The organism is Fervidobacterium sp. (assembly GCA_026419195.1).
Classification (GTDB): domain Bacteria; phylum Thermotogota; class Thermotogae; order Thermotogales; family Fervidobacteriaceae; genus Fervidobacterium.
Genome location: JANZZV010000003.1, coordinates 194,202 through 209,805, shown reverse-complemented (window position 1 = coordinate 209,805; position 15,604 = coordinate 194,202). Strand labels below are relative to the sequence as shown.

Genomic DNA, 15,604 nt, shown 5'->3' with positions numbered 1-15,604 from the left:
GCAAGTCGAATAAGCTCTTTAACTTACCATCATTTATTGAAACTATAGAATTTGCAGCAAATATTTCTTTAAATCCTTTTCCATATGGTCTTTCCAGGGCACGTAATTCAACAGCATCTTGTCCGGTAAGTACTATCTGATTTCCAAGTCTCAATGTTATTTGTCCAGCTCTATCTTCATAATAGTAAATATCGGCAAGCTCGGATAATTCGTCAAGAATTCTATCTCTTTCATCAAGTAAATCGTTAGGTGTATATCTAAGACTTACCGCTGTCCTCACTTTTGCATTTATATCTGCAAGCCTTTTAATCATTGCATTTATCTGTTGAGTTCTCTGTGCAATTTCGTTATCGATATCGACCCTAAGTTGTTCAAGTCTTGTGTAAAGATCCTGAACATGTTGGACTAATTCTTCCGCTCTACTAACAAGTCCACGTTTTGCAGCAGTGTTTGTTGGATCAGTTATCACTTCTTCAATTCCAGACCAAAAAGAGTCGAATAAATACCTGATTCCCGCTTCAGATGGTTCGGCAAATAATTGTTCAACAAAGTGTAAGTTTGCAGTAATTGTATCCCAGTAATTGTATTTGTTGTTTGTTTGACGAAACTGAATATCTAAGAATGCATCTCTGATTCTTTTGATATCCCTAACGTAAACCCCAGTACCAATTTGTAAAGGTATAGCGGGTTGAGTGAGTGATGTGATAGGAATGGGAGGCATTGTGAGAAGTTCTGGTCTTTGTCTTGAGAAACCAGGTGTATTGGCATTTGCTATGTTATGCGAAACTACATTCATTGCCAATTTGCTTGCGTAAACCCCAAGAAGACCAGTGTTCAACATTCCAAATAAACTTATGTCAGGCATCAACTCACTCTCCATTTATATAGTGAATTACAAACTAAATTAGGTGCATGAATATCAGAAATTTAAATAGGTTTTTGCACCGTTAAATGAACTCATCATTTGAATTTGTCGTACATCGGGAGGCTTTGAATTTGGGAGTAGGTGTTATGATACGAAGCGTTATTTTTGGAAAAATCGTAAGTTGTGGACTGAACACCATGCGCAAGATTGTTGAGAAACTCAACGTATTGATTATCAAATTCTATAATCTGCCTTATCCCATCCATAAGTATAGAAAGTTCGTTGAGTTTCTCAACAATCTCGGCTGAGAGAAGGGTAAGCTCAGAACTTTGAGCATCTGATGCTTCATACCTTTCTATGTACTCTTTTACAGTCGTAACCTGATAATTTCTTAGAATCTCTTCGCGTTCTGATTCAACCTTCATCAACTCTAAGCTTAGTTCTTCTATGTTAACAGCATATTTTGAAAGCATTTGGATATCTTTGTTTACCACAGAAACTTCAAGTCCTTTAAAAGCTTGAATCATACTCTCTAGTATTTTTATTTCGTTTGTTAAATTTTCTTTTATCAAACATCATCCCTCCAATAATTTTTTGGCAAGTTTTTCTACATCAACTTTAAAAGTTCCATTTTCAATAGCCTCTCTTATTTGCTGGACCAATTCTGTTCTAACTTCTGGATAGTTCTTTGCCATTTCGATGTACTCAGCTACCTTTTTACCTTCCTCAATGAGCAATGTTTCCTTTGCGACTTCTTCTCTCACTTTTGATTTTTCTACACGCTTGTTTTCCTTTCCTTTAATTTCGGAAATGTTTTGAGCATTCTGCATTTGACCTGCTTTATTAATCCTATCGATCATACTATCACCACCTTATAAATTCATTTTAATCAAAAAATTTGGTTACACACTTCGGGTAAAAGATTACAAGTAAAAGTTTTGGTCTGTTGTAATTATCGGAAAAATCTAAGCATTTCTAAGACTATTTGTCAAAATTTCTTATCGATATTAAACACATCAGTAGTGATATTTTTCATTTTTTATTATCTTAAAAGCTCTGAATAATTGTTCTAAAAGCAAAACTACGCACATTTCGTGCGTAAATGTCATTCTTGAAAATGAAATTGAAAAGAGCGCATCATTTCTGATGGAATTATCTATTCCAACAGGTCCTCCAACAACAAAAATTATTTCTGAAAAATTATTTATGATACTTTCAATTTTACTGGCGAACTCTTCACTTGAAAATTCCCTTCCCCACAAATCAATTAATATGTATTTTCTGTCTTTCAACTTCTTTTTAATATTTTCCGCTTCACGTTTGATGATAATTTTTGGTTCTTGAGTATTAACGTCCCCTCCCAAATCAACAAACGTTATCTGAACGTTTGCAAATCTCTCAAGTTTATCCAAATAGTATTCGAGCGCTGATTGAAGATGCTTAGATATCTTTCCTGGTACGATTATCTCAACTTTCAAAGAAATTTTCCTCCTACTAATGTTAAATTATAGTACCAATCATACCGGAGTATAAAAGTACACCCCTGCTATTTCGGTTATTTCACCGTTTTCAATAAGATATTCAATGCATTTATTGAAAAGTTGTTCATCGTTGTGAAAAATTAATTCTTTTATGTAGTTCATTTCCTCTCCAAAGATAAACGTTTGTGATAAAACTCGTTTCACATAGTACGACAATGCAGCAATTTTTAGCGTGTCTAAATCTGTAACAACCTTCGCAGGTGTTGAATAGGATATGTAATCACTATCATCTATGCCTTTTAAACACCCACTTCTTTTTATTGCCTCGACGTAGCTTTTGAACTCACTTGTTGGAATTTTAAACTCACTTTGTAAAAGCTGATTGAGCGATTTTACTTTTCCAGAAGAAAACGCTTTGTAAGTTTTCTCAACAAATTCTATAAGATGAGGATAAACGATCGGATACTTTTCAAGAATTGTAGAGAAAAATGCCTTTGTTCTATTGACTTCGTATATTCCGTCATGTATCTTTATAACGTTATCACTTAAAAGACTCTCAATTGCTGTTTTCACGTCACTGAGTTCAAAGTTGTTGCTTTTGATAAAATCTGGTAAAGTTGCCTCGTTTAGATTTTCAAATATTATAGATTTCAGAATACAAGATTTAATATTTTTTAATCTTTCTGGTTTCTGTACTTTTCTTTCGTGTATTATCTGACCAAGCTCGTGAAGAGTATTTACACCATACTTACCAGGATTGATATTAAACGATGACAAAAATTTTAATAGATTTTCTATTGTAAATTCCTTTCCGGAGCGTTTTAAAAATATTTCTACCTCTTGCGCAAGTCTATCTATTGGATCTATCAACTTTTCGTTTTTCACTATATCCTCGTAGGGTATAAACAAATCAACTGCAGAAACAAGTTCATAACTTGCTGATTTTGTCCTTGCAAGGGCTATAACTTTTTTACCATAGGACTTTAATTTATAAACGAGTGCTGTGAAGTCGGCATCACCGGTAACAAGAAAAAAGGTGTTTATAATGTCGTTGTGTATAGCTGTCTCTATACAATCAACAGCTAATCTTATGTCGTTTCCTTTCTTATTTGGTAGAAACTCTGCTTCGGGAATTTCTATGAGTTCTATACCATAATTGTACAACACGAACGAAGCCATTCTGTGTTTTGTCCAAGATCCGTATGCCTTTCCACCAACTATCCGACCATGTTTTTGAATTTCATTGTAAACAAGTTGAACATCAACAGGTTGATTTTGGAAATCAAAAAATATGAAAATGTTACTATTAATATTCATCCCCCCTGTAACCTTATTCTTAGATGTTGTTACAAAAGTTATCAGAACACTCCTTTTTATCAATATATTCATAAACTTTTTTGCCAATTGGATTATCAATTCCAGCTAAATAATCAGCAACATGTAGGTGAAGACATTTAACTGTTGAAAAATCCTTTATTCCTCCGGTGCCAACGGAAGCCAGAGCATTGAGCCATTTTTTATCCCTCTCAGAAATCAAACTGACCCTTTTGTTGATAACTTCTCTATGGGTATTCTCATACGCTCTTTTTAAACTTTCATTCGAATTTATCTCTTTTTCGAATTCTTCAATTAACCCTTTCTCTTCAAGACGGGATATTTGTTTTACAAGGTATGGACATGTTAGGTAGTGTATTGTAGGAAAAGGTACATCGTCTCTGATAGGGTAGCTAAGTATAACTACAGGAAAACCATACGAGCATCTATGGCAAATAGCCAAAACATTTCTAACGTCACGTGAAAGTTGTTTTTTGACAATTTTTAAATCTTTATCACTAATGCGCTCCATTCATCCATCACCATTTTTTCTAAGATGTCATAGCTGTCAAACAAATTTGTCTTTGGCAAAATTATGCCTGAAAGTATTATTATTCCATCATCTTTAATGTATTCTTTCACGCCTCTTAGCATTTCAACAAGTATTTCTGCCACTATATTCGAGACAATTATGTCAAATTTTCCATCTACTTTTGAGAAAAGATCTGAAAGTCTTACGTCAATTTCAACAGAGTTTTTTTCAGCATTTTCTTTAGCAACATTGACAGCCAAAGGATCATTATCAACTGCCAAAACCCTATTTGCTCCAAGTTTTTTTGCGAGTATGCCTAATATTCCACTACCGCAACCAAGATCGAGCACATCCATACCTGGCTTGAGATATTTTTTCAAAAAAAAGGCCGACATTTTTGTTGTTTGGTGTAACCCTGTCCCGAAGGCTAATCCTTGTGGAATTTTGAGGACTATCTTATCTTTTACATTGGACAAATCATGATCATCTGGATCAACTATAACGTCATCTATCATCTCAAATGGTTCAGTTATAATGTTCTTAAACCAATCTTCAGGTTTACTTTCTCTAATACCAAGAAATTTTAAACCTATACTTAACAATTGATGTTTCAAATAATTTAGGTCCTCTTCATATTGAGAAATAACAGCGAGGAACCTGCCCTCGCTGCTATCTATAAAGTAATAATCATATTCACCGTACAAAACTTCATCGACGATATCTATTTTGTCCTCCGAAATCGAAAAAACCCACTCTTTGAAAGATTTATTCAGATATGACCCTCCTCATAACATATGTATTTGTCCTTGGAAGATAGGCAATTGGATCATTTGGTTCACCATATTTTCTGATTTCGAAATGGACATGTGGCCCTGTGGAAACTCCTGTGTTACCAGAACGCGCTATAAAATCACCTTTTTCCACCGTTAGACCTACATAGACATTTATCTTCGAAAGGTGTCCGTAATACGTTTCGAAATCACCATGATCGATAATTATGAGGTTGCCGTATCCATTCATCCAACCGGCGTATTTTACTACACCACTTCTTGCTGCAAAAACAGGAGTGCCAATTGGAACTTCTATATCTACCCCTGTGTGGAATTTATTACTTCCATATACAGGATGTAATCTCCAGCCAAAATCTGACGAAATTCTCCCATAAGCTGGCCAAATAAATTCAGCCAATCTTGTAAATGAAGTACTTACCTTACCAATAGGTACAAAAACCTCTTTGCCCGCAGTTACTTTCGAACCTATAGATGGATTAATAACCAGTATCTCTTCGGAATCAATAAAAAAATATTTTGCGATTTCTGATAACATAATTGTCTTGTTTGGTTTATACATTATTCCTGGTACTAAGGGAACCTTTATCGAATCCCCCACTTTCAAACTTCCAGAAGATAATTTTGGATTCCAATCTATCAAAACAGGTATAGGAACTCCAAAACCTTTTGAAATGCTCTGCAAAGTATCCCCCTTTTGTATTTTGTAATCAATATAAAACGAAAAAGACAAAATTACAAGCGTTAGCATCAAAAAAGTAAGAATTTTTCGCACCTCTCCCACCCCTTATTTTATTTGTTACAAAAAATCCTGTTATATTTTACCACAAAAATTTTCTTTGTCAAAATAACCATTGTTTAACTTGAAAATCAGAGATAAGTTGTCAAAATCGCTATTTTTTCTTTATATACGTCAATAAAGCCAGAATATCAGACGGGGTTACCCCAGATATTCTTGATGCTTGACCTATCGACAAAGGCCTTATTTTTTCAAGCTTTTCACGCGCTTCAGTCGATAAATTCGGGACCTGTGTAAATTTTATGTTAATTAGAGGTAAATTTTCATATTCCTCAAAAATCTTTATTTGATCGAGCATTGAATTGATATAACCTTCGTATTTTAATTGTATTTCAATTTGTTCAATTACTTCTGGATCATCTATTGGTTCTGGATCAAGTTCTTTAATTGAATTATAACTAATTTCAGGTCGTCTTAACAATTTCGAGAGTCTTGTACCTTCACTTAAAGGGGTACTTCCAAGATTTTCAAGGATATTGTTTACCTGACCGGAGAAAGGAACTTTAACGTTCTCGAGTCTTTTCAAATGGTATCTTATACTCTCTTCAAGTTTGATTACTTTGTCATAGAGCCATCTCGGAATAAGTCCTATTTTGTATCCGTATTTTGAAAGTCTCAGATGAGCGTTATCATGTCTTAACAATAACCTATATTCAGCGCGAGAAGAAAGTAATCGGTATGGTTCGTCTACACCTTTGGTCACTAAGTCATCTATTAGTACGCCGATATAGCTTTCCGAGCGTTTTGGAATAAATTGATTTTCACCACGTAATTTTAAAGCTGCGTTAATACCAGCTATTAAGCCCTGTGCTGCTGCCTCTTCGTAACCACTTGTGCCGTTGATTTGTCCTGCGAAGTAGAGATTTTCAACTATCTTTGACTCAAGTGTGGGGTAAAGTTGCGTTGGATCTATATAGTCATACTCAACAGCATAAGCAGGTCTGACAATTATAACGTTTTCCAAACCAGGTATTGTACGCAGCATCTTTATTTGTGCAGCGTATGGTAGGCTTGTTGAAAGTCCATTTAAATAATACTCTTGAGTATCCCTACCCTCTGGTTCAACGAAAACTTGGTGACTTTCTCTGTTGAATTTGATAACTTTATCTTCTATTGAAGGACAATATCTTGGACCTTTGGCTTGGATTAGTTTTACTTCTCCGTAAAGAGGTGAGAAAATCAAATAGTCACGAATTATCTTGTGTGTTTCAGGTACCGTGTGAGTTAGCCAGCACGGATAGTCTTTTGTTAGCAATTTTGGTTCATTAAAATAGGAGAATGCCCATGGCTTGTCGTCAGTGTCTTGTCTCATCATTTTCGAAAAGTCTATACTTTTTTTCAAGACTCTTGCAGGGGTTCCTGTCTTGAATCGTCCTACATTAAATCCCAACTCTATTAGAGATGCTGTGAGACCTCGAGCTGAGAAATCTCCCATTCGACCAGCTTCCATGGTATCTCTTCCAATAAATATTTTTCCGCGTAAAAAAGTTCCAGTTGTGATTATCACCGCTCTGGCAAGGTACTCTATACCAAATGAGTCAACAACACCTTTGATTCTGTTGTTTTCAACCAATAACTTTTCCACAATACCATACCTAAGTAAAAGATTTTCCTGTTCTTCTAACTTACGCTTCATTGTTCTTGAGTAAGAATATTTATCTATCTGCGCTCTAAGTGCTTGAACAGCTGGTCCTTTACTTGTATTTAACATCCTTACATTTATCATAGTTTCATCAGTTGTTTTTGCCATTTCACCACCAAGCGCATCTATTTCTCTCACTACAATTCCTTTTGCAGAACCACCTATTGCAGGATTACAAGAAGCCCAGGCAACATTGTCAGGATTTCCAGTTAACAAAAGTGTCCTAAATTTTAGTCTAGCACACGAAAGAGCAGCTTCTATACCAGCATGTCCACCACCAATTACGATCACATCGAATTTATAATCATCATCGGGTCTTGCAAAAATGTTCATTCATACACCTCCATGTGCATTTAGAACTTCATTTCCGTTTATGTAAACTGCTAATGGCTCTGACTCAAGAGGGTTTGAATCAAACAAACAAAAATCTGCCAAATAACCCTCTTTTATTTTTCCAGCTTTTATATCTGCCATCCTTGACCCGCTTTCAGTGTACAAGTTAATTGCCCCTTGTTTTGAAAAACCCATTTTTAAAGCACTTTCTATAACGTACTTTGGATCAGCAGGCGAAACTGGTGAATCTGTTGAGAATGCCATATCGTATCTTACTTTGTGCATTTCCAAAAATGGATATGCCATTTCGTATCTTGCAAATTTAATTATTTCTATGTCTTCAAAATAAAAGTGTGGTTGTACTGAGAGATAATAGTCTTTTAGTTTTGGAAAATCCTCCTTCTTAACAAACTGAAGGTGTATAAGTCTGTGTCTTATTTCGAAAGTGTTTGCTTGGTTTTCTTCGAAAATTCTTAATACCTCGTGTAAAGCCTTATCTCCGATTGTGTGTATGTTTAATTGCAGTTTGTTCTTTTGGGCAAATAATATAATCTCTTTTATATTATCCGGTATTGTGAAAATACCGTTATGATCAGTTCCTACATAAGGTTCAAACATATATGCGGTCTTTCCCCCGAGTGAACCATCGGCGAAAAGTTTTATCCCACCTATCCGGGAAAGATTAAACGTACCAAATTCGTAATCCCAAGGCCTAACAGTGTAAAGCTTTTCAAATATCCTTATTTTGCTGTTGTTCAATAGTTCTTTGAGTTTTTTAAAGGAAATACCGTGGAAATCGTCTGAGTGAACTTGTGTAACTCCATATTTGACAAACTCCTCAATACCTTTTTGAAAAGCTATTTCATAAAAATCATCACCTAAATATTTCCAAATCTTTTCTATCTCCGCTTCGTAAATGAGGTTATCCGATAACAGTGCTTGATTTTTCAGATAATTGTTGACCCAAGCAACATGCCCGCATTTTCTAATCAGCGCAACAGGCTTTTGGAGTCTATTTAGAAACTGCAGTGACTGATTGTCTGGTAATATCTCCCAACCACGTGCAATTATGAAGCTATCATCACTATCTCCAAGATCATCTATACTTTTTTTATCCAGGTTATGGGTGAGTAATTTTACTCCTGTTCCTATTACATGGGCATGAGAATCAACAAAACCAGGCATTACAAATAGACCTGTGGCATCAACCACAGGTCCCGAACCTTTGAATTCACTCTTGCTTACAAATTTACCATCTTGGATGTACAAGTCCTTTTTTTCAAAATTCTTACCATTCCAGACCATCCCGTTTTTTACAATCAAGACAAACACCTCTTTAAGCTTGGGAAAATTAAAACTTTATTTTACGACAGCAAACTCGCCAGTCTAACCAATTCCATGTCAAGTTTTTTCTTTTCCTTCAAAACCTCATCAAGCTTAACAGTAACTATTTTACCGCCCTGCAAAGCGGTCATCACATAACTTTCACCTTTCATAAGTGCATCAACGGCGGCAACTCCCATTCTTGAAGCAAGCAGTCTATCAAATGCTGTTGGTGAACCTCCTCTTTGTATGTGTCCAAGTATGGTTATTCTTGTTTCGTATCCAATCCTATGTTCAAGATGTCTTGCAACGGTGTATGCGCTTGCTGCGCCTTCCGCGACGACAACTATACAGTTTATCTTTCCTCTTTCTCTTTCTTGTAATAACCTGTTGCTAAGTTCTTCGTAATTGACTGGTACTTCAGGGATAATAACAGCTTCAGCACCTGTAACTAAGCCACTGACAGTGGCTATGTATCCAGATGTTCTACCCATCACTTCTATTATAAACGCACGTTCATGAGAACTTGCAGTATCTTTCAGTTTTTGTATCGCATCCACGACAGTGTTTAAACATGTGTCAACTCCAATACTCATATCCGTCATCGCAATATCATTATCAATAGTTCCAGGAAGGCCGACAACAGGGACTTTTTGTTCTTCTTCAAGGAACATCGCACCGTGCAAACTTCCTTCTCCACCAATAACAACAAGTCCTTCTATACCATGTTTTTTTAAGATCTTTGCTGCCTCTGCTCTGGTCTCCTTCCTGACAAATTCAGGGCATCTGCTTGATCTGAGAATTGTACCTCCTTTTTCCATAATTCCACCAACAGACGCAAAGGTCATTGGTTCGATATCCTCGTCAAGAAGACCTGCGTACCCTCTCTTGATGCCGTAAACTTCAAGCCCTTGTTTAATACCATACCTAACAACAGCCCTTATAGCGGCATTCATACCAGGGGAATCTCCTCCACTTGTCATCACTGCTATTCTTTTCAAGTCAAACGCCTCCTTCGTTTAAATTTGGAATCAGAAATCTAGAATATTATGTCAATCTCTTAGATGTACACACTTTTCCGTAACTAACTATAATCAGTTTGAAAATTTAGTTCCGAATTTTTGGGTTTTCTTTCTATAATCCAGACAAAGTATACCACAAAATCGAATTACGGTCTACTATCCTGTTTATTTCAACTTTTTTGTACGTTTTGCTTTTGTTTTTCCCTCAGATAGATCGTGGGCATTCTTGAGTGCCTGAACAACGTAATAATTAACAGTTCCTCTGGGGTACTCATAATTCTTATTCATATTACCAGACGGTCTATCTGTCATTAATTCTATAGCCTCATCGACCTCGTCGACCGTCCATATATGAAACTTACCTTCTTTTATAGCGTCAAGAATTTCATCGCTGAGTACAAGATTTCTAACATTTGCTTTCGGGATTATAACACCCTGTGCCCCTGTTAATCCTTTTAATTTGCATATTCTATAGAATCCTTCAACCTTTTCTGTAACTCCGCCAACTGGTTGAACATGACCATGTTGGTTTATTGATCCAGTTACTGCAATATTTTGTTTCAATGGAATCTTGGATATTGCTGAGATTATTGCAAGCACTTCAGCCAAAGATGCACTATCGCCTTCCACGTATCCGTAAACTTGCTCAAATGAAATGGAAACACCGATTGAAAATGGTACCTTTCGCGCGTATTTACTCCCGAGATAACCTGTTAATATCATAACCGCTTTGCTGTGTATTTGTCCACTTAAATCGGCTTCTCGTTGAATATCAAGAATCCCTGCATTTCCTATGTATGTTTTTGCTGTTATTCTAACAGGTAAACCGAATTCGTAATCACCAAAATTTACCACTGTCAAGCCGTTAACCTGACCTACAACTTTGCCCATAACATCAACCATTAGATCTTCTTTCTTAAACATTTCGTCGTATTTTTCAACTACAAGTTTTATCCTTTCCTCACGTTCTTTCAAAGCCTTTAGAACATCTTCTGAAGCTATATATTTACTATCTCGTTTCTTTGCAAAGAAATTGGCTTCTTCAATCAAATCTATTATAGCCCCGAGTCTCATTGAGAGTTTTGTCCTATCACCCGATAATCTTGTTGAGTACCAAACGATGCGTTCAAGTGCATCTCTTCTCACAGGCATTATCTCTTTTTCTTTAACATAATCGGCAACAAATGAAAGAAGATCTTTAACATTTTCAACAGTTGCATCGATTTCCCAGTCAAGTTCTACTTTTACCTTGAAAAGTTTTTCAAAATCAGGATCGTATTCGTATAGAATTTCATATATTTCCGGTGTACCAACGAGTATGACTTTAAGTTTTAGTGGTACTGGGTCTGTTTTTAGAGATGCTATAACAGAGTAACCGTATGCAGATTCAACATTTTCGATCTCTATTTGTTTAGCGAAAAGTACTTTTTTTAATCTATCCCATACAAACGGATGAATAAGCAACTCACGCGCGTCTATTATAAGATATCCGCCATTTGCCATGTGCAAAACACCCGGTTTTATGAGTGTAAAATCTGTGTATAACATCCCTTCCCGCTCTATGTATTCTATCTTTCCAAAAAGATTATGGTACGTTGGCGTATCCTCAAAGACAACAGGCGCTGCATTAAGTGATGAATTATCAACAATTAAATTTACGCTGTAAGCTCTTTTAAAGTAGTATTCCAATTCCTGTATTTTTTTCGTAGAACTTACTTTTTCAATAATATCTTCCTTGATTCTGTGAACATACTCTTTCACGTCACTGTACGGGTATTTTTGCTCAATTATTGAAAAAAATTCTTCAGTTGCAAAAAGAAGAGCGTAGCGATTCAAATCTCTTATCCTTTCCTTATATATTGTCTCAAGCTTTCTTACGTTTTCTACAGCTGCTTCGATCAACAAAACGACTTTTTTCTCATTTTCCTCGTAATACTGTTTCTCTTCGATACTCAACTTGGAAAATTCATCTTCAGAGATAACCTTACCATCTTTCATAGGATAATAATTAACTCCTGTAGATGTTAACTTTATTAGAAACCCTAGGCTTGAAGCCTTTTCAATGAGTTCTTTTGTATATTTTTCTTGTTCTTTTTCAAATTCATTGTCTATTTCTCTTCTTCTCGTTTTATAGTCTTCACCTTCAAACAGTTTAACTATCCTTTCGGTAAGGTTATCAACCAACTTTTCCATATCCTTCTTTAAATCTATTCCTTTACCAGCTGGTAAAAATATTGCCTTTGCTCTCATCGGATTTTCGAAATCCATTACATATGCTACGTCGGGTGGGACTGGTTTCTTCTGAGCATACTCACTGACAAAATGCTTAACAAAAGTTTTTCTCCCGATACCAGATGGTCCAACTATGAAGATATTGTATCCATCACGTTCCATATCAAGACCAAACAGCAGAGCTTTAATTGCACGTTCCCGTCCAATGAAGGATTGGACATATGTTATATCTTCAGTTGAATTAATATTTCCCAACATACTGCCGTCTACGATTAGTTCTTCAAATCTAACCTTTCTCAAAGGCATATATTTCAACCCCCTTCTCAACAAACGAGAACTTACCTTCAATATTGACTGAGAAATAAGTACTTCCAGATCCAGTGAGCGCTGCAGGATAATATTTTCTTAATTCTTCTATCTTTTTTAAAACACATTCTGGCATCACTTTTTCAAATATGTTATAACTTCCGTTTTTTATCATTTCAAAATCATTCAAGCGATACGCTTCATACAACTGAGTTGATTTCATAGGTGCTTTTCCAAACCATTCGGGTTTTAATTTTTCATAAGCTTCTTTTGTTGAAACTGAAAAGTTTGGAAAATATAATTCCACTCGAAAGTTTCGCAGCGGTTCAACTGACTTTATAATCTCTCCTCGACCATTTACGATTGCACTACCACCGTGAATAAAAAAAGGTACATCACTACCAACCGTAGCAGCGATATTTTCCGTATCATTTTTATCCAAAATCCCGGTTTTCTCAAGTGCAACTATAAATCCAGCAGCATTACTACTTCCTCCACCAAGTCCTCCACCTATCGGTACGTTTTTTTTCAGTTTTACAAAGACATCTTTTTTTGAAAAACAAACCCTTTTCCAAACTTTTTCAATTATATTATCTTCAATTTGAACGTTTGATTCAATAAAAATCTTGCCAGTTCCGTCGACAAATAACACTTCCATCTCATCGAAGAGCGAAATATTTTGAAAAAGTGAATCTATATTGTGATATCCGTCAGGTCTTTTATTCAGAACATCTAAGCATAGATTCAATTTTGCATACGTTCTAAGTACAATGCGACAACTTTTGCCCATCCTTCCATCTCCTCGAGGTAATCTAACAGCTTATTGGAACGAATTTCCAAAAAATTCTCAGGTTCTGCAAGTCCATAGTATTTAACATGAGCAATGTATAAAACTCCGACGTGTACACGACTAACCGGATTTTCTAACTCATTTATCAAACCTATATATTCCAAACTGTTGACTTCTACATTAACCTCTTCTTTAAGTTCTCTCCACAAACCTTTTTCAAGACACTCAACTGGATCTTCGGAATCCTCGATGTTCAAATGTCCTCCTACGCCAAGTGTGATCATATTGTGTAATCTTTTCTCGGCTTGATTTGAGGTTCGCTTGAAAAATATATAATCATCGTTTTCTTTTAAAACTATATAAGGAATCACTTGACGGACTGATTCGTCATACTCTGCAATAGCTCTTTCAACAAAAAAACCATTCTTTAGAGTGGTAAGAAACGTATCCTTTGACACAAGTACCACACCCATTTTACCATTACAAATCTTCTCAACGCTTTCTGATTTGACAACAAGTACTTTCTCATCAAAAGTTCCCATTTTGATACCCTCCATAGCAAATTGTCAATATTCTAACATATCCAATAGTATTAGTTCTTTGGCTATATCCTTATCAATCTTGCTAGCTATCAATCCTATAGCAGCAAAGATGTAATGTTTATCTCTGAAAAATTTTACATCTTCTGATGGAAGAAGTTCCATAGGATGTAATTTGGATAAATGTTTCACACTTTCAATAACTTCTTTTCCATATTTAGATCTTGAAAGGAATCCACCAGTACCTATTATACACCTAACTGCTGTCAAATCTTTCCCTTCGGCTATAGTTTTTCTACCAGTAGGTGTATAAAGGTGCTTTTTACTTCCGGCATGTCTTCTGATACTTTGTTGTACGCAAAAAGTTGCTAACTTGCTTATAAAGTATTCATCTCTATCAGATTGAGGATAAGGACTAATTCTTTTGACTAACTCATCGTAATCTTCAAACTGTTTCCTCAAGTTATCTTCTCCCATCATTTCTATAACGTTGTGCGCATTTACATACAATCCAAGATCACCTTCGACTGTACGCTTTGCGAAAGGTTCCGGGGAGATCAACATCTCTTGAATTTCTGGTGTTCCATCGGTCACAGAATCAACATCCGTTGTTGCACCTCCTATATCCACCGTAAGGCAATCTCCATAATGTTCATAAACAAGCTCTGTTGCTTTCATAACAGCCGCAGGAGTTGGGATAATTTCGTAATCAACCATATCTTTTATCTTCTCCATACCTGGGGCTTTAACAATATGTTCAGAAAACACCTCTTTTATAACATTTCTCGTAGGTTCTACATTCAAATAATCGATTCTTGGATAAACATTTTCAGTCATATAAACCTTTTTTCCAGCACTTGTCAATATGTATTCAACATGTTCTGCTGCCGCTATGTTGCCTGCGTATATTATAGGAACATCAAGTTCAAGTTTTGCAAGCATCTTCGCATTATGAACAACAGTCTCTGTTTCACCATAATCCACTCCGCCTGCAAGCAAGATCAATTTTGGTTGTATTGAAAGTATTTTCTTAAGATGAAAATCATCCATCTTTCCAGCGGTAATGTATTTAATCACAGCACCAGCACCGAGAGCAGCTTCCTTTGCCGCTCTAACAGTCATATCATAAACAAGACCGTGAACAGTCATTTTTAGTCCACCAGCTGCACTACTCGTAGCACCGAACTTCTCCCAATTAAGCTTTTGTCCAAGCGTGTTTTCCATCTTCTTTAAAGCCATATCAATACCTATTGTTACATCTCCTTCGTTAACAGTTGTCCAATGTTCGCTTTGTGCTATAACCTTAGGCTTCATGCCAAAGTGGAAAGCTGTTAAAACCGTTGTTGTTGAACCAATTTCAGCAAAGAGTAAATCAATTCTCACAAACAGTTCACACTCCTTCCTTTTGAATAAGAAAGTTTTTGTAAGATAATTATACACCTTTTTCTAATCTTAAGAAAATTGATTAGTGTTGTTGAAAGTAATATTTTTTAGATGGTATGACAAATCGTGGTTGAAAATTTATGAAAAACTAAGAAAACGAAAGAATTTTATTTCAGCTGCCAATTTATTTCTTTCTGAAAGAAATATTTTAGATTTCGTTGTATTTAAGTTTCACTGGAACTGTGTGGTATATTT

Annotated in this window: 15 protein-coding genes; all 15 read right to left on the bottom strand. The window is 35.7% G+C overall.

The annotated features are described in order from the left end of the window. The coding region (flgK, locus tag N2Z58_02935) for a flagellar hook-associated protein FlgK (protein ID MCX7653619.1) at positions 1 to 865 on the bottom strand (865 nt) is incomplete at its 3' end. A 95-nt stretch (positions 866 to 960) separates the two neighbouring features. Beyond that, entirely contained in the window at positions 961 to 1,437 is a 477-nt protein-coding gene (locus N2Z58_02930; GenBank protein MCX7653618.1) for a flagellar biosynthesis protein FlgN, read from the bottom strand. Positions 1,438 to 1,440: 3 nt separating this feature from the next. Continuing rightward, a complete protein-coding gene (gene flgM, locus N2Z58_02925) occupies positions 1,441 to 1,725 on the bottom strand; it encodes a flagellar biosynthesis anti-sigma factor FlgM (protein ID MCX7653617.1) in 285 nt (94 codons plus the stop codon). A gap of 156 nt (positions 1,726 to 1,881) precedes the next feature. Further along, a complete protein-coding gene (locus tag N2Z58_02920; protein ID MCX7653616.1) occupies positions 1,882 to 2,343 on the bottom strand; it encodes a 23S rRNA (pseudouridine(1915)-N(3))-methyltransferase RlmH in 462 nt (153 codons plus the stop codon). A gap of 39 nt (positions 2,344 to 2,382) precedes the next feature. Further along, the gene (locus N2Z58_02915) at positions 2,383 to 3,663 is read right to left on the bottom strand and encodes an NYN domain-containing protein (protein ID MCX7653615.1); all 1,281 of its coding nucleotides are present in this window, start codon (positions 3,661 to 3,663) and stop codon (positions 2,383 to 2,385) included. A 19-nt stretch (positions 3,664 to 3,682) separates the two neighbouring features. Beyond that, positions 3,683 to 4,192, bottom strand: coding sequence for a DUF501 domain-containing protein (locus N2Z58_02910; protein ID MCX7653614.1), 510 nt, complete (start codon positions 4,190 to 4,192; stop codon positions 3,683 to 3,685). Beyond that, positions 4,165 to 4,806 carry a 50S ribosomal protein L11 methyltransferase gene (locus N2Z58_02905; GenBank protein ID MCX7653613.1) on the bottom strand — a complete coding sequence of 214 codons (642 nt, stop codon included), beginning with the start codon at positions 4,804 to 4,806 and terminating at the stop codon, positions 4,165 to 4,167. The genes N2Z58_02910 and N2Z58_02905 overlap by 28 nt, the downstream gene beginning before the upstream one ends. Positions 4,807 to 4,957: 151 nt before the next feature. Beyond that, positions 4,958 to 5,755 carry a M23 family metallopeptidase gene (locus N2Z58_02900; protein MCX7653612.1) on the bottom strand — a complete coding sequence of 266 codons (798 nt, stop codon included), beginning with the start codon at positions 5,753 to 5,755 and terminating at the stop codon, positions 4,958 to 4,960. Positions 5,756 to 5,873: 118 nt separating this feature from the next. Further along, positions 5,874 to 7,754, bottom strand: coding sequence for a tRNA uridine-5-carboxymethylaminomethyl(34) synthesis enzyme MnmG (gene mnmG / locus N2Z58_02895; protein ID MCX7653611.1), 1,881 nt, complete (start codon positions 7,752 to 7,754; stop codon positions 5,874 to 5,876). Further along, the gene (locus N2Z58_02890) at positions 7,755 to 9,077 is read right to left on the bottom strand and encodes an amidohydrolase family protein (GenBank protein MCX7653610.1); all 1,323 of its coding nucleotides are present in this window, start codon (positions 9,075 to 9,077) and stop codon (positions 7,755 to 7,757) included. Between the two features lie 41 nt (positions 9,078 to 9,118). Next, a complete protein-coding gene (pfkA, locus tag N2Z58_02885) occupies positions 9,119 to 10,078 on the bottom strand; it encodes a 6-phosphofructokinase (protein MCX7653609.1) in 960 nt (319 codons plus the stop codon). Positions 10,079 to 10,264: 186 nt separating this feature from the next. Further along, on the bottom strand, positions 10,265 to 12,637 hold the full coding sequence (locus N2Z58_02880; GenBank protein ID MCX7653608.1) for an AAA family ATPase: 2,373 nt from the start codon (positions 12,635 to 12,637) through the stop codon (positions 10,265 to 10,267). Further along, complete coding sequence (gene ispE, locus N2Z58_02875) at positions 12,618 to 13,427, bottom strand: 4-(cytidine 5'-diphospho)-2-C-methyl-D-erythritol kinase (protein MCX7653607.1); 810 nt, start codon at positions 13,425 to 13,427, stop codon at positions 12,618 to 12,620. The genes N2Z58_02880 and ispE overlap by 20 nt, the downstream gene beginning before the upstream one ends. After that, positions 13,382 to 13,969, bottom strand: a complete 588-nt coding sequence (locus tag N2Z58_02870; protein ID MCX7653606.1) for a DNA mismatch repair protein MutT — start codon at positions 13,967 to 13,969, stop codon at positions 13,382 to 13,384. The genes ispE and N2Z58_02870 overlap by 46 nt, the downstream gene beginning before the upstream one ends. Before the next feature lie 24 nt (positions 13,970 to 13,993). Then, a complete protein-coding gene (locus N2Z58_02865; protein ID MCX7653605.1) occupies positions 13,994 to 15,349 on the bottom strand; it encodes a GlmL-related ornithine degradation protein in 1,356 nt (451 codons plus the stop codon). Positions 15,350 to 15,604: the final 255 nt, after the last annotated feature.

What these genes read in the sequence shown, in the direction of transcription:
- N2Z58_02880 (MCX7653608.1), bottom strand. Translation starts at nt 12,637, where the DNA reads ATGCCTTTGAGAAAGGTTAGATTTGAAGAACTAATCGTAGACGGCAGT.
- flgM (MCX7653617.1), bottom strand. Translation starts at nt 1,725, where the DNA reads ATGATCGATAGGATTAATAAAGCAGGTCAAATGCAGAATGCTCAAAAC.
- N2Z58_02915 (MCX7653615.1), bottom strand. Translation starts at nt 3,663, where the DNA reads ATGAATATTAATAGTAACATTTTCATATTTTTTGATTTCCAAAATCAA.
- ispE (MCX7653607.1), bottom strand. Translation starts at nt 13,427, where the DNA reads ATGGGCAAAAGTTGTCGCATTGTACTTAGAACGTATGCAAAATTGAAT.
- N2Z58_02870 (MCX7653606.1), bottom strand. Translation starts at nt 13,969, where the DNA reads ATGGGAACTTTTGATGAGAAAGTACTTGTTGTCAAATCAGAAAGCGTT.
- mnmG (MCX7653611.1), bottom strand. Translation starts at nt 7,754, where the DNA reads ATGAACATTTTTGCAAGACCCGATGATGATTATAAATTCGATGTGATC.
- N2Z58_02910 (MCX7653614.1), bottom strand. Translation starts at nt 4,192, where the DNA reads ATGGAGCGCATTAGTGATAAAGATTTAAAAATTGTCAAAAAACAACTT.